General features: G+C 65.6%; 18 protein-coding genes. 7 read left to right on the top strand and 11 right to left on the bottom strand.

What is annotated here, in order from left to right; translation table 11 throughout:
* Nucleotides 1–52 precede the first annotated feature (52 nt).
* Nucleotides 53–646, top strand: a complete 594-nt coding sequence (locus tag CDV49_RS08110) for a hypothetical protein (RefSeq protein WP_143413138.1) — start codon at nt 53–55, stop codon at nt 644–646.
* On the opposite strand, the gene CDV49_RS08105 is transcribed toward CDV49_RS08110, so the two are convergent.
* The 4 genes from CDV49_RS08105 to CDV49_RS08090 are packed head-to-tail and all read right to left on the bottom strand — an operon-like array spanning nt 643 to nt 7,430.
* Nucleotides 643–2,712, bottom strand: coding sequence for a hypothetical protein (locus tag CDV49_RS08105; protein WP_088215013.1), 2,070 nt, complete (start codon nt 2,710–2,712; stop codon nt 643–645). The two genes, CDV49_RS08110 and CDV49_RS08105, sit on opposite strands and share 4 nt — an antisense overlap.
* A gap of 40 nt (nt 2,713–2,752) precedes the next feature.
* On the bottom strand, nt 2,753–5,551 hold the full coding sequence (locus CDV49_RS08100) for a DUF4159 domain-containing protein (RefSeq protein WP_088215012.1): 2,799 nt from the start codon (nt 5,549–5,551) through the stop codon (nt 2,753–2,755).
* Nucleotides 5,551–6,426 (bottom strand): DUF58 domain-containing protein, encoded by an 876-nt coding sequence (locus CDV49_RS08095; RefSeq protein WP_256947273.1) that lies wholly within the window; start codon nt 6,424–6,426, stop codon nt 5,551–5,553. The genes CDV49_RS08100 and CDV49_RS08095 overlap by 1 nt, the downstream gene beginning before the upstream one ends.
* Nucleotides 6,423–7,430, bottom strand: a complete 1,008-nt coding sequence (locus tag CDV49_RS08090) for an AAA family ATPase (RefSeq protein ID WP_088215011.1) — start codon at nt 7,428–7,430, stop codon at nt 6,423–6,425. Before CDV49_RS08090 ends, CDV49_RS08095 begins: the two co-directional genes overlap by 4 nt.
* Before the next feature lie 97 nt (nt 7,431–7,527).
* On the opposite strand from CDV49_RS08090, the gene CDV49_RS08085 reads away from it, so the two are divergent.
* The gene (locus CDV49_RS08085; protein WP_256947272.1) at nt 7,528–8,112 is read left to right on the top strand and encodes a DUF1285 domain-containing protein; all 585 of its coding nucleotides are present in this window, start codon (nt 7,528–7,530) and stop codon (nt 8,110–8,112) included.
* Here the strand turns inward: CDV49_RS08085 and CDV49_RS08080 are convergent.
* Nucleotides 8,081–8,746 (bottom strand): hypothetical protein, encoded by a 666-nt coding sequence (locus CDV49_RS08080; protein ID WP_143413137.1) that lies wholly within the window; start codon nt 8,744–8,746, stop codon nt 8,081–8,083. The genes CDV49_RS08085 and CDV49_RS08080 overlap by 32 nt on opposite strands.
* Nucleotides 8,747–8,876: 130 nt before the next feature.
* Between CDV49_RS08080 and fumC the strand changes: the two genes are divergently transcribed.
* The 3 genes from fumC to CDV49_RS08065 are packed head-to-tail and all read left to right on the top strand — an operon-like array spanning nt 8,877 to nt 11,100.
* Complete coding sequence (gene fumC / locus CDV49_RS08075) at nt 8,877–10,271, top strand: class II fumarate hydratase (protein WP_088215054.1); 1,395 nt, start codon at nt 8,877–8,879, stop codon at nt 10,269–10,271.
* Nucleotides 10,271–10,885 (top strand): GNAT family N-acetyltransferase, encoded by a 615-nt coding sequence (locus tag CDV49_RS21070; protein ID WP_088215008.1) that lies wholly within the window; start codon nt 10,271–10,273, stop codon nt 10,883–10,885. Before fumC ends, CDV49_RS21070 begins: the two co-directional genes overlap by 1 nt.
* Entirely contained in the window at nt 10,882–11,100 is a 219-nt protein-coding gene (locus CDV49_RS08065; RefSeq protein WP_088215007.1) for a ribbon-helix-helix domain-containing protein, read from the top strand. The genes CDV49_RS21070 and CDV49_RS08065 overlap by 4 nt, the downstream gene beginning before the upstream one ends.
* Here the strand turns inward: CDV49_RS08065 and CDV49_RS08060 are convergent.
* Nucleotides 11,097–11,846 (bottom strand): cytochrome c biogenesis CcdA family protein, encoded by a 750-nt coding sequence (locus CDV49_RS08060; protein ID WP_088215006.1) that lies wholly within the window; start codon nt 11,844–11,846, stop codon nt 11,097–11,099. The two genes, CDV49_RS08065 and CDV49_RS08060, sit on opposite strands and share 4 nt — an antisense overlap.
* Here CDV49_RS08060 and CDV49_RS21065 point away from each other — a divergent pair.
* Nucleotides 11,746–12,216: a sulfurtransferase TusA family protein gene (locus CDV49_RS21065; protein ID WP_373447787.1), complete on the top strand. Its 471-nt coding sequence runs from the start codon at nt 11,746–11,748 to the stop codon at nt 12,214–12,216. The two genes, CDV49_RS08060 and CDV49_RS21065, sit on opposite strands and share 101 nt — an antisense overlap.
* A gap of 56 nt (nt 12,217–12,272) precedes the next feature.
* Here the strand turns inward: CDV49_RS21065 and CDV49_RS08050 are convergent, their stop codons facing one another.
* The 4 genes from CDV49_RS08050 to purQ all read right to left on the bottom strand — a co-directional run bounded on the left by CDV49_RS08050 (nt 12,273) and on the right by purQ (nt 19,343).
* A complete protein-coding gene (locus CDV49_RS08050; RefSeq protein WP_088215004.1) occupies nt 12,273–14,915 on the bottom strand; it encodes an Rne/Rng family ribonuclease in 2,643 nt (880 codons plus the stop codon).
* A 575-nt stretch (nt 14,916–15,490) separates the two neighbouring features.
* Nucleotides 15,491–16,828 carry a sigma-54-dependent transcriptional regulator gene (locus CDV49_RS08045; protein ID WP_035743035.1) on the bottom strand — a complete coding sequence of 446 codons (1,338 nt, stop codon included), beginning with the start codon at nt 16,826–16,828 and terminating at the stop codon, nt 15,491–15,493.
* A 7-nt stretch (nt 16,829–16,835) separates the two neighbouring features.
* A complete protein-coding gene (locus CDV49_RS08040) occupies nt 16,836–18,578 on the bottom strand; it encodes a sensor histidine kinase (protein ID WP_373447791.1) in 1,743 nt (580 codons plus the stop codon).
* Between the two features lie 93 nt (nt 18,579–18,671).
* Nucleotides 18,672–19,343, bottom strand: coding sequence for a phosphoribosylformylglycinamidine synthase subunit PurQ (gene purQ, locus CDV49_RS08035; protein WP_088215003.1), 672 nt, complete (start codon nt 19,341–19,343; stop codon nt 18,672–18,674).
* Between the two features lie 150 nt (nt 19,344–19,493).
* Between purQ and CDV49_RS08030 the strand changes: the two genes are divergently transcribed.
* On the top strand, nt 19,494–19,880 hold the full coding sequence (locus CDV49_RS08030; protein ID WP_088215002.1) for a translation initiation factor 2: 387 nt from the start codon (nt 19,494–19,496) through the stop codon (nt 19,878–19,880).
* A gap of 3 nt (nt 19,881–19,883) precedes the next feature.
* On the opposite strand, the gene purS is transcribed toward CDV49_RS08030, so the two are convergent.
* Nucleotides 19,884–20,123 carry a phosphoribosylformylglycinamidine synthase subunit PurS gene (purS, locus tag CDV49_RS08025; protein ID WP_088215001.1) on the bottom strand — a complete coding sequence of 80 codons (240 nt, stop codon included), beginning with the start codon at nt 20,121–20,123 and terminating at the stop codon, nt 19,884–19,886.
* Between the last annotated feature and the right edge of the window lie 26 nt (nt 20,124–20,149).

Raw genomic sequence — 20,149 nt, 5'->3', positions numbered from 1 at the left:
GGTCTCGGGCAAAAGTTAGACGGCGTTAGGCCTCTTCATGAAGGGTCATCGCATGTTCATCCCATATACGCCCGTGGTGGCGTCCATCAGCCCGCGGAAGTCCTATGCAAGGACCGGGAGCCACAGGCACGGTCCGCGAGGAAAACCGTGGCGCAACGGGGCGGCTCTCATCCTCGCGCTCTGGCTTGCGGCCCCGGCTGCAGAAGCGGCGACATACCGGCTGACGCTCAACGAAGTGCCGTTTAGCGGGATCCCGACAGGCCGCACCTGGCAAGGTTGGATGGAGATTGCCGCTACCGGCGCCGTAACGGATGCGGAAATCTCGCTGCCCGGCCTCTCCTATCTCTACCCGGACATGCAGACTTACAGCCTGCCGATGTTTGGGCTGTCCCTCAATGCGGATGGCGTGCTTCACGGATATCTTGCCAGTGCGGAAGTTCCCCTCCCGGCTCCTGCTTTGCTGTTCGAGGGCGGCTACTGGTATTCCGGCGAAGCGGATACCGGTGCCGCCTTTGCCTGCAAGAGCTGCCTTCCGCGAGGCACCTATGTCCTTGCGGAGGCTCCCGCAGAGGTGCCTCTGCCAGTGGCGGCCCTGTTGCTGGCCACACCGCTGGCTTTGCTCGCAGCCCGAAGCGGGCGGCGCTAACGGCGCCCTTCACGCAGCCATGCCGCGACCGCAAGCAGCCCGGCGGCGAGCAGGAAAGCCCAGGGCGGCAGTAGGGCTGCAACCTGCACATCGGTGGTCACATAGGCCTGACGCGGCGTGATGCCGAGCCAGCCACGACCGGCGGCAAGACGCCCTTCGGCAACCTCGCGGATCGCGGGGATACCATCCTCGACCGGGAATATGCCGCCACGGGTTGCTGCGACCAGCGGCGCGAGCCTGTCCCCCGTGGCAATGGTCTGCTCGAACTCCTTGGGGGCGGAGGGGCCGAGCGCGACCACCGTCTCAAGCTCCCCGTCGGTCAGTCGATACAGCCCGACCGAAGGCGCGGCATAGGTAGCGGTGAACCGCCCCGGCTCCGTCTCCTCCAGCGGCACGACAGTGGTGGTGCCATCCGCGGCGGTGATCGTCACCTGACGCGGATCGTCCTTCAGGGACCGGCGTGTGATGGTGATGGACTGACCATCTGCGGTGGCGATCAGCGCCTCCTCCTCCAGCTCCGGCTCCTTCATCGTCCAGTGCGCGAGACGGCGGAGCAGTTCGAGCTGCGGCCCGCCGCCTTCGTACCCACGCCCCCAAAGCCACGCCTGATCAGAAGCCAGCAGCGCGACGCGCCCCTTTCCGACACGGTCGAGAATGAGGAGCGGCTTGTCCTCTGCGCCCGACATCACCACCTCACCGCTGCGCGGCAGAAGTTCCATCAGCCGGAACCAGCGGCCCCAGCCCGGCTCCCCATCCTCTCCGGGAGGCGAGAACTTCTCCAACCCCTCCGTCACCGGATGCCGGTGGCCGACATCGGTGATCTCCGGGCGGAACGGCTGCTGGATCACCCGCCCCGAGGGGGTGGCAGGTAGCGCCGCTGCCAGCGGTGAGCGGTAGAGGCTGTCGGCAGAGGCGCTCTCCGGCCCGCCCGCGACCAGCACCGCGCCTCCCTGCTCCACGTAATTGCGCACATTCTCCAGATAGGCGGCGGGCAGGATGCCGCGCAGCCGGTAGCGATCGAAGATGATGAGGTCGAATTCCTCGATCTTGTCGATGAAAAGCTCCCGGGTGGGAAAGGCGATGAGCGAGAGTTCAGAGACCGGAACGCCGTCCTGCTTCTCTGGCGGGCGCAGGATGGTGAAGTGCACAAGATCGACCGACGCGTCGGATTTCAGCAGGTTGCGCCACGTCCTTTCTCCCGCATGAGGCTCGCCGGAGACGAGCAGCACGCGGAGCCGGTCGCGGACGCCATTGATCTGCACGACGGCGGAATTGTTCCTGTCGGTCAGCTCGCCCGGCGCAGCGGCGACGTCGAATTGCAGAACGTTCATCCCGCCATGGGGCAGCCGTACCGGCAGCTCCAGATCCTCGCCCACGGGAACGGTCACGACAGTCGGCTCCCCGCCGTCGATGGCCAGCGTAAGCTGCGCCTGATCGCGGAGTTCCGGCGGAACCTCCCCCTGATCCTCGATGCGGAGCGTCAGGCGCACTTCCTCGCCCAGAATGGCGAAAGGTGGAGCGTTCCTGATGATGAGCCTGCGGTCCCAGTCGTGGCTCCGCCCCGTCAGCAGCACCTGCAAGGGCGCGGGCAGATCGGGCGCGAGTTCCATGTCATGCACCTGACCGTCCGTGACAAGGATCGCCCCCGCCACCCTGTCCCGCGGCTCGTTGGCGAGCGCGTCGGAAAGCGCGGTCATCACGCGGGAACCGGTGTTGCCCTCCCCATCGGGGACGTGAACGGTGCGAAGCTCCACGTTCCGCAGCCCGCCGAGCCGGTCGCTCAGGGCGCGGACGGCCTCATCCACCTGGGCGGGGCGATCTGCGATACGGTTGCTGGAACTGTCATCCACCACAAGCAGAACGATGTCGCTCAGCGGGTCGCGCGTCTCCCGCTGCAGCGAGGGATTGGCAAGCGCGAGCAACAGCGCGACCCCCGCCAGCGCCCTGAGCCACCAGCCGGAGGAGCCGCGCCAGAAGGACAGCCCGACCAACAGGACAAGCGCCACCCCCAAAGCCCAGATCAGCGGCCAGGGCAGCAGCGGTGAAAGAAGTATGCTGTCTGTCATGAGGTTGCCTCGCCGATCGGCGCGGGGCTTTTACGGCAGGTCATTGACCCAGCCTGTCAAGCAGCGCGGGCACGTGGACCTGATCGGATTTGTAGTTGCCGGTCAGCACATGCATGATGAGGTTGATGCCGAAACGCGCCGCGATCTCCCGCTGCCGCTCGCCCGAGGTGCCGCGTCCGATCGCCATGAGCGGCATGCCATTGTCGCTCACCGCCCAGGCGGAGGCCCAGTCGTTGCCGCCGATGACCACCGGTGTCACCCCGTCGTTCAGGTTTCGGAACGGCATCCCCTCCACCTGTTCGGCATCCGGGGGCGCTGCCTCGACCCAGATGTCATGGCTGTTGAAACGGCCGGGGAAATCCTGAAGCAGGTAAAACGTGCGGGTCAGAACGTGGTCTGCCGGCAGTTTCTCCAGCGGCGGAATGTCGAGCGGCGCCGCGATGAGCGCGAGCCTCCGCCCCTCCGGCGTCTGCCCGCCCCCTGCGCTTGCCATATCGGCGTCGCGCGTGTCGAACAGGATCAGCCCGCCGGAGCGCAGATAGCGGTTCAGATTGGCGTATGCATGGTCCGACGGCAGGCGTTCATCAGCGGTGATCGGCCAATAAAGGAAAGGGAAGAACGCAAGCTCGTCCCGCTCCAGATCAACTCCGATCGGCTGTCCGGGCTCTACTGACGTGCGCTCGAACAGGCGCTGCGACAGGCCTTGAAGCCCCGCCCGCGAAACACGATCCACGGCGGCATCCCCCGTCTGGACATAGGCCAGAACCACTTCCGCCGTCGCCGCCATGGCAAAATCATCGCCCGATGCCGACTGTTCCTGCGCCCGCGCATCCGGCGCTGTCAGGAAGACCGCGACGATCAGCACAGCCGCCGTGCCGAACCGTCGCCGCACCCCCCCGCCGAGGCGCCCGGCAAGCCAGAGCGACAACAGCAGGTCGACGAGAAGGAGCAGCAACCCGATTGTCAGCACGCCCCCCTTCAGGTCGCGCTCCGTCTCGGCCACGAGCCCTTCGACACGCACCCCGGCGGGCCAGGTGGCCAGCGTCAGCACCGCCTCCGGCCCGATGACATTCCGGGCGATGCGCCTGTCGTCCCCCGCATAGAGCCCCGGAGGCGTGGCAGGACCGGGAGGGGAATTTGCCAGAACCTCGCCCGCGATTCCGGGCAGGGCACCCGCGCGATTGACCCGCCCGAAGGCGTCGATCACTTCCTCAGGCACCCAGGTCGTTCCCGCCAGATCGCCAGCGCCGCCGCCCATGCCCATTCCCGCGCTGACCGCCAGCCGTTCAAGCATCTGGACGAAAAGGCCGGAGAGCGGGAGGCTTGACCATTCCGCATTCGCGGTGACGTGGAACAGGACGACCTGCCCCTGTCCCACCGCTTTCCGCGTCACCAGCGGCGTGCCGTCCGAGAGCGAGGCGATGGTCCGCTCGGAAAGCTGCGGGTCCGGCTGCGCCATCACCTGCGCCGTGATATTCACGTCGGACGGGATCGGCAGGCCGTAGAACGGGGACCCGGGCGCGAAGGCGCGAAGCGTCTTGGGCTCCCCCCAGCTCATGGCGCCGCCGATGGAGCGGCCTCCCTCCCGCAGACGCACAGGCAGCAGCGGATCCTCCGCAGTCCGGCTCACGTCGCTTGCTGCCAGTGCGGGTCCGGCGAAGCGGAGCAGCAGGCCCCCCTCCTCCATCCAGGCGACGAGACGGGCGCTCTCCTCCTCCGACACGCGGGCGATATCGGGCATGATGATGACGTCGGGCGAGGCGAGCAGCATGTCCTCCAACGGTCCCTCCATCAGATCGGCGGTGGGTTGCAGGGCTTCCCGCAGGAAGTGGCTGGGTGAGAGAAGGGCCAGCCCCTCCCGGTCGCTCCGCGCCGCGACAATGGCGACCTTGCGGCGCTTCAGGGCATCGTCGGTAAGGCTCACCGCCGCGGCGGACCGCTGACCGGTAACTTCGAACCGGGTGATGCGGTTGCGCAGTTCGGGCGGCAGCGACAACTCCGTTCCGGCCTCCGTCGCGGAGGCGTCGAACCCGGCGCTTCCCCGAACCAGTTCCCGCTCGATCCCCGCGGGATCGCGTCCGAACGCCGCGATATCCACGGTCGTCGCCGGACCTCCGGGGGGACGAATCGCCTTCAGCGCGATCATTCCGTCACGGTAAACAGGTGGTTTCAGGCCATAGACCAGGTGTGGCGGCTCATAGACCGTGACTGTCCCACGGGATTGCAGGGCGGAAAGCAGCGGCTCGCGGCTTTCACGCGCCATACCGTCAGAGAGCCAGTAGCTCTCCATTCCCTCCCGGGGAAGCCGGTCAATGAAGGCGCGCACGGCCTCCGGGTCCGGCTCCCATGGACGGGGTTGAACCGAGGGCAGACGCGCGCGCCATGCCTCCGCCGCAAGGAAATCGGGAGCAGCGCCCGCCTTCGGCAGATCCGCGAGCGCCACGACGGCAACCGGGCGACCAGCACGTGCGGCCTCCGACAGCAGGGCGTCCATGCGCTCCACCCGCCGCTGCCAGTCCCCCGCGTCCGCCCAGGTGCCATCGGCGAGGATCAGCAACGGCCCGCTTTCCGGCCGCTGCGGCGTGGGGTTCAGCACGGGGCCCGCAAAGCCGAGGATGAGCAGCGCCACCGCCGCTGCACGGAGCAGCAGCAGCCACCACGGCGTCTTGTCGGTCACCGTCTCCTCGTCCTTCAGACCAAGGAGGAGTGCCACCCCCGGAAACCGCCGGCGGATCGGCGCGGGCGGCACGGCGCGGAGCAGGAGCCACAGAACGGGAAGCACGACCAGCGCGGCAAGAAGCAATGGCGCGGTGAAGCCCACGGGGCCGATCATCCACATCAATGCCCCCTTTCCGTCGCACCATAGAGCCACAGAAGCGCGCTCAGCGCGGTGCTCCCGGTGTGATGGGTGGAAAACTGCCAGCCCGCCGCGCTGGCGAGTGCAGAGAGCTTGTCCTTCCGCTCCGCCAGACGGTCCAGATAGCGGCGGCGCAAATCTCCCGCCTTGCGGGTTTCAAAGCTCACCGCACCGGTGACGCTCTCAAAGATCGTGCGCCCGTCGAAGGGGAAATCCTCCTCCACCGGGTCCAGCACCTGCAAAAGCGCGCCGCGCACGCCCCGGCCGGTGGCCTCGCCGATGGCGCGCTCCACCCCCTCCACATCGCCCAGAAAGTCCGACAGGAACACCGCGCGGGAATGTGCGGCCAGGGCGCGCCCGTCGGGGTCGGCATGGTCGCCGCCAACCTCCGTCCGGGTCAGCGCATCGGCCAGACGCAGAAGTTGCGCCTGTCCCGCGCGGGGCGGCGCATCGGCACCCAGCAGGCCCACACGCTCATTGCCCCGGATCATCAGGACGGACAGGGCGAGCGCCAGAAGCTCTGCGCGCGCGCGTTTCTCGGGCCGGTTCGGCGTCCCGCTGAAAGCCATGGAACGGCCCGGGTCGATCCAGACCATGACGCTCTGCGCCGCCTGCCACTCCCGCTCGCGCACGAAATGAGTGTCCGAACGCGCGGAACGCCGCCAGTCGATCGACCGCGCCTCATCGCCGTTCTGGAACGCACGGTATTGCCAGAATTCCTCGCCCATGCCGGAGCGCCGCCGCCCGTGCGGGCCAAGCAGAACCGTCGCCGCCAGCTGCTCTGCCGCGGCAAGCAGCGGCGGCAACCCGCCCGCCAGATTTTCGGCGCTTTCGCGTAGATGGGCGGCCTCGCTCACGCCGCGGCCTCGATGCCCGCAACGCGCTCGACGGCAGTGGCGATGACATCGGAAAGCTGCACGCCCCGCGCTCGAGCCCCGAAGTTCAGCGCCATCCGGTGGATGAGCACCGGCCTTGCCAGCGCCTGCACGTCCTCCACCGAAGGCGCCAGCCGCCCCTCCAGCAGCGCCCGCGCTCGGACGGTCAGCATCAGCGCCTGAGCCGCGCGGGGACCGGGACCCCAGCTCACGTTTTCCCGCACCACGGCCAGCGCCTCGGGCTCGCCGGGGCGGCAGGACCGGACGAGATCGAGGATCAGTTCCACTACGGAATCCCCGACCGGCATCCGGCGGACGAGGCGCTGCGCAGCCATCAGTTCCTCCGCCGCAAAGACCTGATGCACCGCGCCTTCTTCCACCCCGGTGGTGGCGATCAGGATATCCTTCTCCGTCTTGCGGTCGGGGTATTCGACATCGACCTGCACAAGGAACCGGTCAAGCTGCGCCTCCGGCAGGGGATAGGTGCCCTCCTGCTCGATGGGGTTCTGGGTGGCGAGCACGTGGAACGGCGGGCCGAGCCGCCGGTGCTGCCCGGCGATCGTCACCTCCTGCTCCTGCATGGCCTGCAGCAGCGCGGACTGGGTGCGGGGGGATGCGCGGTTGATCTCGTCGGCCATCAGCAACTGGCAGAAGATCGGGCCCTCGATGAAGCGGAACGCGCGGGAGCCGTCGCCGCCCGTTTCCAACACTTCGGAGCCGAGAATATCGGCCGGCATGAGATCGGGGGTGAACTGGATGCGGCTGCCCTTCAGCCCCATCACCGTGGACAGCGTATCGACGAGCCGCGTCTTCCCCAGCCCCGGAAGCCCCACGAGCAGCGCATGTCCGCCGCAAAGCAGCGCGGCGAGCGTCAGTTCCACTACCCTTTCCTGCCCGATGAACCGCCGGTCGATGGAGGACCGCGCCTCCGCGAGCTTCCCGGCCAGCGCTTCGATGCCCGCCACAAGATCGGTTTCCTCGGTCACGGCGCTCCCCCTTTTGCCGGGTGATTGTAGGTTATACCAACATTAGAGCCAGATAACGTGACTGGCACAAATGGCAAAACCGTTACCGGAGGAACAGATGGCAGAACTTTCGGCGGATGGCCTCGCAAAGAGCGTTTCGGCGGCGCAGGGCGGCAAGAAGGGCCTGCCGCCCGTGCATCTGTGGAACCCACCGTTCTGCGGCGATCTGGACATGCGGATCGCGCGGGACGGAACGTGGTTCTACCTCGGCACCCCTATTGGACGGCCGGAACTGGTGCGGCTCTTTTCCTCCATCCTCAAGCTGGAGGACGGGAAATATTTCCTCGTCACGCCGGGCGAGAAGGTGGGCATCACCGTGGATGACGCCCCCTTCGTCGCCGTCGATTTCGAGCGCGAGGGGCTAGGCAAGGACCAGAGCCTCACCTTCACCACGCAGGTCGGCGACATCGTCGTCGCGGGAGAGGAGCATCCGATCCGCGTCGTGCGCGATCCCGCCACCGGCGAGCCGTCCCCCTATGTCCATATCCGCCGCGGGCTGGAGGCGCTGATAGACCGCAAGAGCTTCTACAGGCTGGTGGAAATCGCCACGGTGGAGGAGCGGGAGGGTGAGGATTGGCTGGGCCTGTGGTCAGGCCGCAGCTTCTTCCCGATCATCCCCGCGCGCGAGCTTTCCGGTAGCTGACCGCTCCCGTCAGGCCCAGCCCCGCCAGCAGCAAAGACCCCGCCGCGGGCAGCGGAACCGGGCTTGGCTCCCCGCGCTCCCAATAACCAGCCGGAGCATGATAGTATGCGACCACATCCGTGCTTCCCGTCGGGCTGCGCGTGAGGAAGCCCGCGATGGCATCCCCCCCGCTGGCGATCATACTGTCGTATTCGATGAACAATCCCATGTAATAGCTGATCAAATTCTCCGCTTCATCGAATTTCAGATAGAGCATACCGGGTAGCCACGGTGCCGGCTTTCCATAGCCCAATTCAAAGATCGACCTGTCCCCACCCCCGAAGTAAAGCGGAGAGGTGGCCGAAACGGAGATCAGATATTCCGGTATCGCGGGCGCAGGAAAGTCCCAGTCAAAGGAAAGGCTGACCGTGAGGCCCGCAAGACTGCCGCCGGGGACCTTGGTCTCATCTATCTCGATGCTCGCCTTGGCGGCCGCCGCGACTTCTCCGGTCGGACAGCCGTCCAGCATCTCCCCCGTGTTGAGGTCGTAGGCGTAACTGCAGGTGAATTGACTGCCATGGTAAGTGTATGTCGCGGCAACCGCAGGCGTCGCCATCCCGAGGCCTGCTGCAGCGCACAAGATACAGATTTTCATAAGATTCTCCTTCTCCCAATGGTCGAAGGGTAGCATGAGATTCTGCATTGTCTCAACGCTAGCGGTAACGCCGGATTGCCTTTTCGGCGGGAGTCGCTAAACCGGCCCGGTGTCCATGAAGGAGTCCGAGATGACCGCGACCCGCACCGAAACCGACAGCTTCGGCCCGCTGGAGGTTCCTGCCGACAAGTATTGGGGGGCGCAGACGCAGCGTTCGATCCAGAACTTCCCGATCGGCTGGGAGAAACAGCCCGTGCCGATCATCCGCGCGCTCGGCGTCATCAAGCAGGCGGCGGCGGAGGTCAACATGGCCACCGGCAACCTGTCGCCCGAGATCGGCAATGCGATGGTGGAAGCGGCGAAGGAAGTCGTGGCCGGCAAATTCGACGACAACTTCCCGTTGGTCGTATGGCAGACCGGCTCCGGCACCCAGTCGAACATGAACGCGAACGAGGTCATCTCCAACCGCGCCATCGAGATCCTGGGCGGCAAGATGGGGTCGAAGAAGCCCGTTCACCCGAACGACCATGTGAACATGGGCCAGTCCTCCAACGACACCTTCCCGACGGCCATGCATGTCGCCATCGGCACGCAGGCGCGTGACGTGCTGCTCCCGGGGCTGAGGAAGCTCCATGCCGCGCTGGACGCCAAGGCGGAGGAGTTCAAGGACATCATCAAGATCGGCCGGACCCATACGCAGGATGCGACGCCGCTGACGCTGGGCCAGGAATTCTCCGGCTATGCGCATCAGGTGGCCAAGGGGATCCAGCGGGTCGAAGCCTGCCTGCCCGACATCTACGAGCTGGCGCAAGGCGGCACCGCCGTCGGCACCGGGCTCAATACCAAGAAGGGTTGGGACACCGCCATCGCCGGCAAGATCGCGGAGATCACCGCCCTGCCCTTCGTCACCGCCCCCAACAAGTTCGAGGCGCTGGCTGCGCATGACGCGATGGTCATGTTCTCCGGCGCGCTGAAGACGGTGGCGGCCTCGCTCTTCAAGATCGCCAACGACATCCGCCTGCTCGGCTCCGGCCCGCGGTCGGGGTTGGGCGAACTGATCCTGCCGGAAAACGAACCCGGTTCCTCCATCATGCCGGGCAAGGTGAACCCGACGCAGGCAGAGGCGCTGACCATGGTCTGCGCGCATGTCATGGGCAATGACGCGGCGGTGGGCTTCGCGGGTTCGCAAGGGCATTTCGAACTCAACGTCTATAACCCGATGATGAGCTACAACGTCCTGCAGTCCATGCAGCTTCTGGGCGATGCGGCGGGATCCTTCACCGACAACATGGTCGTCGGGATCGAAGCCAACAAGCCGCGGATCGACAAGCTGATGAAGGAGTCGCTCATGCTGGTCACGGCGCTCGCGCCCACGATCGGCTACGACAACGCGACGAAAGTGGCCAAGACGGCGCACAAGAACGGCACCACGCTCAAGGAAGAGGCCATCGCCCTCGGCTTCGTGGACGAGAAGACCTTCGACGAGGTGGTGCGGCCCGAAAAGATGGTCGGCCCGGAGGACTGATGGCGAAGGTCGTCAATCTCCGCGAGGCACGGAAGGCGCGCGAGCGGGCCACCCGCCGCGCGGAGGGAGACGCCAACGCTGCGAAATTCGGCCGGACCAAGGCCGAACGTCAGATGGAGGAGGCGCGCGCCGGAAAGGAGCGCGCCTTTCTCGATGGCCACCGTCTGCAACCGGAAATCCGCCGCGCAGAGGCCGGGGATACGAGTGCTCTGCTGCAAGTGATCCACCGGGCCTTGCGGCAGACCAATGCCAGAGATTACCCGCCCGCCGTCATCGAACGGCTCGTCACCGCCTTTACCGTCCAGCGAATCGCGGCGCTGATCGCCGGACCCTGTTGCCACGTGGCGCTGTCTGGGGGCCATCCGGTCGGGCTTGCCGCGCTGGAGGGGGATCGGGTGCGGAGCGTCTTCGTCGATCCTGCCCATCAGGGCCGTGGAATCGGCGGCGCGTTGATGCAAACCCTGCTCTCCGCACCGGAGGCGAAGGAGGTGCCGGTGCTGCGGCTCGATGCCTCCCTGTCGGCGGTGGACTTCTACGCCGCGCTCGGCTTCGTGGCGACGGGCGAGCGGAACTTCGAGGGGGAGCGCACGGTGACGATGGAGCGGCGGCGGTGAAGGGGCGCCCCGTCAAGCATTCGCTCACCCTCAACGGCCACAGAACGAGCGTCTCGCTGGAGGAGGCTTTCTGGCGCGCGTTCCGCCGTTACGCGGAGGAGGATGGCCGCGCAATCAATGCGCTGGCGGCGGAAATCGACGCGGCCCGCGCGCCGGATGTCGGCCTCGCCTCCGCCATCCGGGTCTGGGTGCTGGAGCGGGCGCTCACCCGTTAGCCGATTCGCCCGAGCGCGGGGAATGTCTCCAGAAGCCACCAGGAAAAGGCGGAGAATGCCCCCGACACCAGCGCCAGCCCAACGAGGATCAAAAGCAGGCCCATTGCCCGCTCGATCACCTTCATATGCTTCTTCAGCCGGTTCATGAGCCCGATGGAGCGCTGGATGAACACCGCCGCAAGCAGGAACGGAATGCCCAGCCCTGCCGCATAGACGCCAAGCAGCACCGTTCCCCGCGTCACCGAACTCTCCGAGGCGGCAAGCGACAGGATCGCCCCCAGCTGCGGGCCGATGCAGGGGGTCCAGCCAAAGGCGAAGGCCAGCCCCAGAACATAGGCGCCGAGAGCCGATCCCCCCCTGTCGCCGGCATCCAGCCGCGCCTCGCGATCCAGGATCGGGATGCGGAACACGCCCAGAAAATGCAGACCGAAGATGATGACGATCGCCCCGGAGATCCGGGTGAACATCTCCTGATTGCGCAGGAAGAACGTGCCGAGCGCCGAGGCCGTGAAGCCCAGCAGCAGGAACACCGTGGACAGCCCCATGACGAAGAACAGCGCGGGCAGGATCGCGGCGCGACTTCGGCTCCCTTCGGTCATTTCGTGCATCCTGACCCCGCCCATATACGCAAGATAGGGCGGCACGATGGGGAGAACGCAGGGCGACAGGAAGGACAGCACACCCGCTACCAGCGCGACGAGCATCGCGGGCAAAAGGGCTGCGTCGAAGAGATCGATTCCGAACATGTCTTCTCCTAGCCGCTTCCGACGCCCCCGTCACCTGCGACCAATGTCACCTTGCCGTGGCCCATTCGTGCCGTGGCCTGCCGGTGCTTGCCGTGGCCTGCCAGTCGAAGGTAGGCAGAGCACAGCCGCGAAAGGATTGAATATGTGGGATGAAGACCTCGATGCGCGAGACCTGCGTTGCCCCCTGCCTGCGCTGCGCGCGCAGAAGCGGCTGGCCCGTCTGTCCCCCGGCAAGGTGCTTCGCGTGCTCGCGACCGACCCGATGGCTCGAATAGACATTCCACATTTCTGCACCGAGACCGGGCACAGGCTGCTCGAAAGTCATGAAAACGGGGTCGAGATAACGTTCCTCATACAGGCCCGCGGGTGACGAGGACGAAAAAAGGGCGCCACCGGGGCGCCCTTTCTCGATAGTTCCAGCGGCGATCAGGTGTTGACCGTCCACCAGCCGCGCCGTTTCGATGCGGGCTTTTCACCATCTTCTCCCTCCGCGAGCGCCGGTTCCGCCGTCACCGTCTCCTCCTCTGCAGGAGCGGGTGCGGTCGCTTCCGACACCGGAGCTGCGGGAGCAGGCTCCGCCGTCTCCAGATCCGCGGGAAGCGTCGCCTCGGACACCGGAGTCGCTTCGGGGGCGATTTCGGTTGTCACTGCCTCCGCGGGTGTTTCCACCTTCTTGCGGCGGGTGCGCGGTTTCTTCTTCGGCGGCTCAGCCTCCGCCGGAGCTTCCACGGCCTCGGCAGGCGCCTCGGCAACCGGTTCCACCTTCTTGCGGCGGGTGCGCGGCTTCTTCTTCGGCGGTTCGGCTTCGGCCTTCGGTTCTTCGGCGGGCGCCACCTCGGCGGTCACCGTTTCGGCCACGGCTTCGACAGCAACAGCCGCAACCTCAACCACCGGCGCTTCGGCTTCAACCGGGGCGACAACAGGTTCAGGCTCAGCCACGACGGGAGCTTCTTCCGCAGCCGGTTCAGCGGTCACGACTTCAGCTTCGGCTTCCGAGGCCTCGTCGTCGCCCTCATCACCTTCGGCGTCAGTGTCCTGAGCCGTGGCGTTGCCCTCACCGTTCTGGCCGTTCCGCCGACGCCGCCGACGGCGCTTCTTCTTACGCGCCGGCCCTTCGCCCTCTTCGCGGGGTTCCTCCGCAACCGGAGCAGCGGCGATGGCCACGGGAGTTTCCTCCACCTCGGCCACCTCTTCCTCATACTCCGGCATCGCTTCCGTCGTATCGAGGGAGATCACCGCACTCGGTGCTTCCGGCAGCGCGCGGGTCGCGGTCTTCAGCTTCTCGATGGAGAAATCGGGGCTGATCATGAAGGGATCGGCCTCGATGCGCACGGACATGCCGTAGCGCGCTTCGATCTGCGCGATATGCTCCCGCTTCTGGTTGACGAGGAAGTTGACCACGCCCACGGGCGCCTTCAGCACCACCTCGCGGCAGCGTTTGCGCGTCCCCTCTTCCTCGATCTGCCGCAGGATGGCGAGCGCGAGACTGTCGTCCGAGCGGACGAGCCCGGTGCCGTGGCAGTGCTGGCAGGGTGCCGTCGTCGCCTCGATCATGCCGGGGCGGAGCCGCTGGCGCGACATTTCCATCAGACCGAAGCCGGAGATGCGGCCGACCTGGATACGGGCACGGTCGGTCTTCAGCTTTTCCTTCAGCCGCTTCTCGACGGAGGCGTTGTTGCGACGCTCCTCCATGTCGATGAAGTCGATGACGATCAGCCCGGCAAGGTCGCGCAGACGAAGCTGGCGGGATATCTCATCCGCCGCCTCAAGGTTGGTCTTGAGCGCGGTATCCTCGATCGAGCCTTCCTTGGTCGCGCGGCCGGAGTTCACGTCAATGGCGACGAGCGCTTCCGTCACACCGATGACGATGTAACCGCCCGACTTGAGCTGCACCACGGGGTTGAACATGCCCGACAGGTAGCTTTCCACCTGATACCGCGCGAACAGCGGCATGGTGTCATGGTAGTGGACGACCTTTCCCGCATCCGGCGGCATGATCATCTTCATGAAGTCGAGTGCGGTGCGATAGCCCGCGTCTCCCTCGACCAGCACTTCCTCGATACCGGATTCATAAAGATCGCGGATCGCGCGCTTGATGAGGTTGCCCTCTTCATAGATCGGCGCGGGAGCGATGGACTTGAGCGTCAGATCGCGGATCTGTTCCCAGAGCCGCATCAGATACTCATAATCGCGCTTGATCTCGGATTTCGTGCGCTGCGCGCCCGCGGTGCGGATGATGAGACCCGCGCCTTCCGGCACTTCCAGTTCGGAGGCGATCTCTTTCAGCTTCTTGCGGTCGGCGGCATTGGTGATCTTGCGGCTGATACCACCGCCCCGCGCCGTGTTCGGCATGAGAACGCAGTAGCGGCCCGGCAGGGACAGATAAGTGGTGAGCGCCGCACCCTTGTTGCCTCGCTCCTCCTTCACGACCTGGACCAGCATGATCTGCCGGACCTTGATCACTTCCTGGATCTTGTAGCGGCGGGCACGCTGTTTCGGCGGCGGCGGAAGCTCCTCGGAGACGTCCTCCTCCGCGATGGACTCGATGTCGGAATCCGTCTCGGAGGCCGTATCCACGGCGGCATAGGCGCCCTCATCCTCGGACCGGTCGGGCGCGACGTACAGGTCGGCCTCCATCGGCTCACCGAGATCGACGACATCCATACCCGTCGGTTCGGCATCCGCCTCCGACTGGGCAACGGCGTCGCCATCCCCTTCCGCCCGGGCAGCCCTGGAGCGGCGGCGGCCGCGGCGGGCCTCATCGGCTTCCTGCTGCTCGGCCAGCGCACGTTCCTCGGCGATCAGCGCCTGACGGTCGGCCACCGGGATCTGGTAGTAATCCGGGTGGATTTCGGCGAAGGCCAGAAAGCCGTGCCGGTTCCCGCCGTAATCCACGAAGGCCGCCTGAAGCGAAGGCTCCACGCGCGTCACCTTGGCGAGGTAGATGTTCCCCGCGAGCTGGCGCTTGTTTACGGTCTCAAAGTCAAACTCTTCGACCTTGTTCCCATCCACGACCACGACGCGGGTTTCTTCCGCGTGCGTGGCATCGATTAGCATCTTCTTTGTCATGATCTCTCGTTGCACCGCGGCAACCCGAAAGCCCGATCGGCATGCGAACGGGCGGGCGGACAGGTTCCGGGTGGTGACTGGCTGGGGCGAGGCGTGTCATGGCAAGGGCGGCGGCAGACGGGGTCTGCACGCTCGGCTGTCCTTTCCTCATGACTCGGTCCATCGCATTTCAAATCCTGGACGCGGTCTGCCGCGCCCCCAATGTGCGCCCCGTGCTTGATGCGTGAGGCGCTGCTCCGGCCTTTCGGCCAAATCCTCCGACGAACGGATACTCGGGACGCCCTGCCTTCGCATCGTTCGCGGCGAAATCTTTGCCCGGAGGGCGGAAACCGCGCACTCCAGATAACTGCAACACTAACGGGGTATCCCGGCGATTGCCAACGCCAAAATTCATCCGCCCGCAGGTTATGCGCTACATAGGCATCGCAGGTCGCCGATGCCAGCGTCCCGAAACGGGGCGCCAGGCATGGATCGCAAAGATCTCTCCGGTGCTGCGCGGCCCTTGCCCCGCCGTCGATCGCTCCTCCAGCCGGAGGCGGGCGCACGGTGAGCCCATGGCCGACCGAATCATTGCGTTACAGGTAATCGGTACGCGACAGGGCGTATTTCGCCATCTTCTCGTTCAGCGTCCGGCGCGGCAGGCACAACTCGTCCATCACCGCGGCGATGGATCCCTTGTGTCGCCGCATGGTGTTGTCGATCAGCATCCGCTCGAACGCCTCGACATATTCCTTGAGCGGCTTGCCCTCCGTCGTCATTGCGGGAGAGGAGTTGTCGTCGCTGTCAGCCATCAGCAGCGAGGCGATGGAGCCGGAGCCGCGCCGGTTCTGCAACACCGCACGCTCTGCGATATTGATGAGCTGACGGACGTTTCCGGGCCAGGGCGCCTGCAGAAGCTGCGCCGCTTCCTGCGCCGTGACCTGCGGCGCATCGCAACCGTATTCCTCGGAGAATTGCTCGCCATAGCGGGTGAAGAGCGTCAGGATATCCTCCCCCCGCTGGCGGAGCGGCGGCAGAGTGATCTTCAGCGCGGCAAGCCGGTAGTAGAGATCGGAGCGCAGAACGTCCTCCACCGTCCGGCCGGCCTCATGCTGATTGACGATGGCGATGATACGGGTCGCGGCGGGCGTGCCCTGATCGTTGATGAACTCCAGCAGGCGTGCCTGCGCCGCCGGGCTGAGCGCCTCCACATCCTCCAGAACCAGCGTGCCGCCCCGCGCCTCCTCCACCGCTGGAAGGCTGGACGCGCCCTCCTCCATCGGTCCGAACAGCCGCTGGGAAAGCTGGTCCTCTCCAAGCGCGGCACAGGAAAGCGAGACGAACTTCTTGCCTGCGCGCGGCCCCACGGCATGGAGCGCGTGGGCCACCAGCGTCTTGCCCGTGCCGGTTTCACCGTCGATCAGGACGTGGCCATCCGCCTGCCCCAGATCGAGGATATCCTCCCGCAGCCGGTCCATCACCGGGGAACCGCCGATGAGCTTCTTCATCATCGTCGTGCCGTCGGACAGCTCCCGCCGCAAGGTCCGGTTGTCGAGCGCGAGGCGGCGGGTCTGGGTGGCCTTCTTTGCCAGTTCGGTCATGCGGTCGGGGTTGAACGGCTTCTCAAGGAAGTCGTAGGCGCCGACATGCATCGCCTCCACTGCCATCGGCACGTCGCCATGACCGGTAATCATGATGACGGGCAGGCCGGAATCCATGCTCATCAGACGTTTCAGAAACGCCATGCCATCCATGCCGGGCATGCGAATGTCGGACACCACCACGCCGGGCCAGTCCGGCCCGATGACCTTGAGCGCCTCCTCCGCGGAGGCGTAGGTTTCCGTATCGAAGCCCGAAAGTGCCAGCCATTGGCTGATCGACTGACGCATGTCCTGTTCGTCATCGACGATGGCGATCTTCATCGTGCGGGCCATGGGTCTCCTATTCCGCTGCTGCAGCTTGCTGATCGAGGAGCGGGATCTGCACCTCGAATACGGCGCCGCCGCCGGACGCATTATGCGCCGTCAGACGACCGCCGAGATCGGTCACGATACCGGAGGAGATGGCGAGGCCGAGCCCTGTCCCGTCTCCCGGTTTCTTCGTGGTATAGAAAGGTTCAAAAAGATTGTCCAAGTCCTCGATCCCATGGCCGTTGTCGCGCACGGTCAGGGTCGCCGTCTCCCCGGCGGAGAGGAGGATGTCTATCTGCGGCTGGCTGGAGTCCTTCGTCGCGTCCAGCGCGTTCCGCAGCAGGTTGATGATGACCTGCTCCAGCCTGATCCGGTCCGCCATTACCATAACCGGCTGCCGCGGCAGGCCACGCGTGATCTTGACGGCACGGGTCTTGAGCTGCGGCTCCATCATGGAAAGTGCCGTGGAAACGGACGAACGAAAATCAATAGCCTCAAAGGCTTCTCCGCCTTTTCTCGCAAAACTCTTGAGCTGCCGGGTGATCGCGCCCATCCGTTCGATGAGGTCGTCGATCCGCTGGAAGGAGGACAGCGCCTCGTCCGGCCGCTTGCGTTGCAGAAGAAGCTTCGCGCCGGCGAGATAGGTCTTCATGGCGGCGAGCGGCTGGTTCAACTCATGGCTGACGGCGGCGGACATTTCCCCCAGAGCCGCCAGTTTCGAGGATTGGGCCAGCGTCTGTTCCGCCACCGCGAGATCCTTCTGCACCTTCTCCCGCTCCGCGATCTCCCTTTGGAGGCGGGCGTTCAGAATGCGCAACTCTGCCGATTCCTTCTTAAGGCTGGCCGATTGCGACCACGCCCTGCGGGAAAACATGTAGAAGATCAGCGCCAGGAGAATGGCAAAGCCCATGATCTCCAGCGCGAGGATGGTGTTCACCCCCTCCCGCACACTGTCGTAGCGGGTGTAGGAGACGAGCTTCCAGCCCCGGAACGGAATGCGCGTCTCATTGCGCATCACCGCCTCGCCCCGGAGATAGGCATCGGGGGGCGCCTGCGCCCAATCCGTCGTCGCCTGCAGCGCGCGCTGAATGGCGGAGGGCGCGGAGCGGACGGCCAGTGCCTCCTCCATTGTCAGCCCCCGCCAGCGCGGCTCGGTGGAGAGGATGATCTTGCCCTCGCTGTCGATCACCGAAACGGCGTCGGAGAAGCCGCCCCAGGACCGCTCATACTTGCTCAGATCGACACTCACCGAGACGACCCCGATGGGACGGCTGTCGGATAGAACGGCGCGCGAGAAATTGAACTGATAGCCCTGCGTCTCCGTCTCGGCGACGGTGAACACGGTTTCCTTGGCCTTCTGCGCCTCCGCAAAGGCGGGATCGTCGAAATGATTGGTGCCGAGCAGGTTCCGGTTCGTCGCCGCCACCACACGTCCGTCATTGTCCATCAGCGTCAGCGCGGCGGAGCCGATTTCCGTCTGGAAAGACATCAGCCGCTGCGTCGTCACCGAGAAATCGCCCGATTGCAGCGCGCCGATCAACGCCGGATCGCGCGCCAGCAGCAGCGGAACCACGGAATTCCGCTGCAACTCGCTCGCCACGTTGCCCGCATAGAGAACGAGCCGAAGCTCTGCCCGGTTGCGGGTGGTATCGGTCAGACGATCGGTCAGCAGGTGATTGGTGAGCCAGACAACAGCAACCGCGCCGACGACGAACAGCGCAATGACGGTCCGCATCACCCAAGGCATGCGACCCGCACGTTCTGCAAGGCTCATTTCATCTATTGCCGTCATTGCGGCACTCTAGCCACAGGCGCGGGCAGGCTCAACTCACGCCTGCGGCAGATAGGCGCTCCGCCGCCAATGACGTCAGGCCACCGCCATCAGGCCGGCGAGCGACCGGAACAGCGCCTGCCCGTCCGTTCCGCCCTGGATCGCTTCCACGGCGCGCTCGGGATGCGGCATCATGCCGAGGACACGGCGGTTCTCCGACAGAACGCCTGCGATGTCGCCGGTCGAGCCATTGGGGTTGTCGGCGTAGCGGAAGGCGATGCGGTCCTCCGCCTCCAGCCGGTCCAGCAGCGCGGCATCGGCGATGTAGTTTCCATCGTGATGTGCGATCGGGATGGACACCCGCGCGCCCTTTTCCCAGCCGGAGGTGAAAGCGCTGTCAGTCGTGGCAACGGTCAGATCAACGGGCTTGCACAGGAATTTCAGCCCCGCATTGCGCATCAGCGCACCCGGCAGCAGGCCGGTTTCCGTGAGCACCTGGAAGCCGTTGCAAATCCCCAGAACGTAGCCGCCCCGCTCTGCGAACTCCCGGACGGCGGAAACAATGGGCGAGCGCGCGGCAATCGCCCCGCAGCGCAGATAATCCCCGAAGGAAAAGCCGCCGGGCACCCCCACCACGTCAATCCCGGGCGGAAGCGCGGTTTCCTTGTGCCAGACCATCGCGGGTTCGATCCCGTCCACCTTGCGGAACGCTTCGGCAAGATCGCGATCACAGTTCGATCCGGGAAAAACGATGACGGCGGCCTTCATGGCGGGCTCCTCGAAGGATGTCGATGCGGGATGGCCGATGCTGTAGCGCCAAACGCCTCCTCAGGCAACGGGGGTCGAGAAACCGCGCGACTTGTTCACTTAATGTTCACTTCTTGGTGATTTCTTCTGCTCACTAAACAGGAGTTTCTCATGAACATGGTTTCCGTTGCCCTTTTTCTGCCGATTGCATTGCTCATAAGCGGATGCGCCACCGTCACACGCGGGAAAAGCGATGTGCTCGAGATCATCACGCTGCCGCCCGGCGCCACCGTCCAGACAAGCAATGGTTACAGCTGTGCAAGCACGCCCTGCGCGATCAAGATGCCGCGCCGGTCGGAATTCGCCGTCTCGCTCACCAGAGAAAAATGCGAGCCGACAGAGGTGAATGTCACGCACAAGACATCGGGCAGCGGCGGGGCCGCCCTCGCGGGCAACATCCTTGCAGGCGGCATCATCGGGCTTGGCATCGACGCTGCCACAGGGGCATCGCAGGAACTCGTGCCAAACCCGATCAACGTGACAATGGCCTGCCGCTAGTGATCAGCTCAGTTCGACAGTATATTTCTCGATGACCGTATTCGCGAGAAGCTTTTCGCACATCTCGCGGACGGCTTTCTCAGCGGCGGCGCGATCCGTCTCTGCCAAGTCGAGTTCGATCACCTTGCCCTGGCGGACACCTTCCACGCCCCCGAACCCGAGCGTCGCGAGCGCGTGGCGCACGGCTTCGCCCTGCGGGTCGAGCACACCGTCTTTCAACATGACGTGGACGCGGGCTTTCATGGGATCGCTCTCCTGGACAGTCGCCG

Source organism: Haematobacter genomosp. 1 (genome assembly GCF_002196855.1).
In the GTDB taxonomy this organism is placed as follows: domain Bacteria; phylum Pseudomonadota; class Alphaproteobacteria; order Rhodobacterales; family Rhodobacteraceae; genus Haematobacter.
The sequence above is the reverse complement of the archived record's forward strand: the minus strand, read 5'-3'. Positions and strand labels throughout refer to the sequence as shown.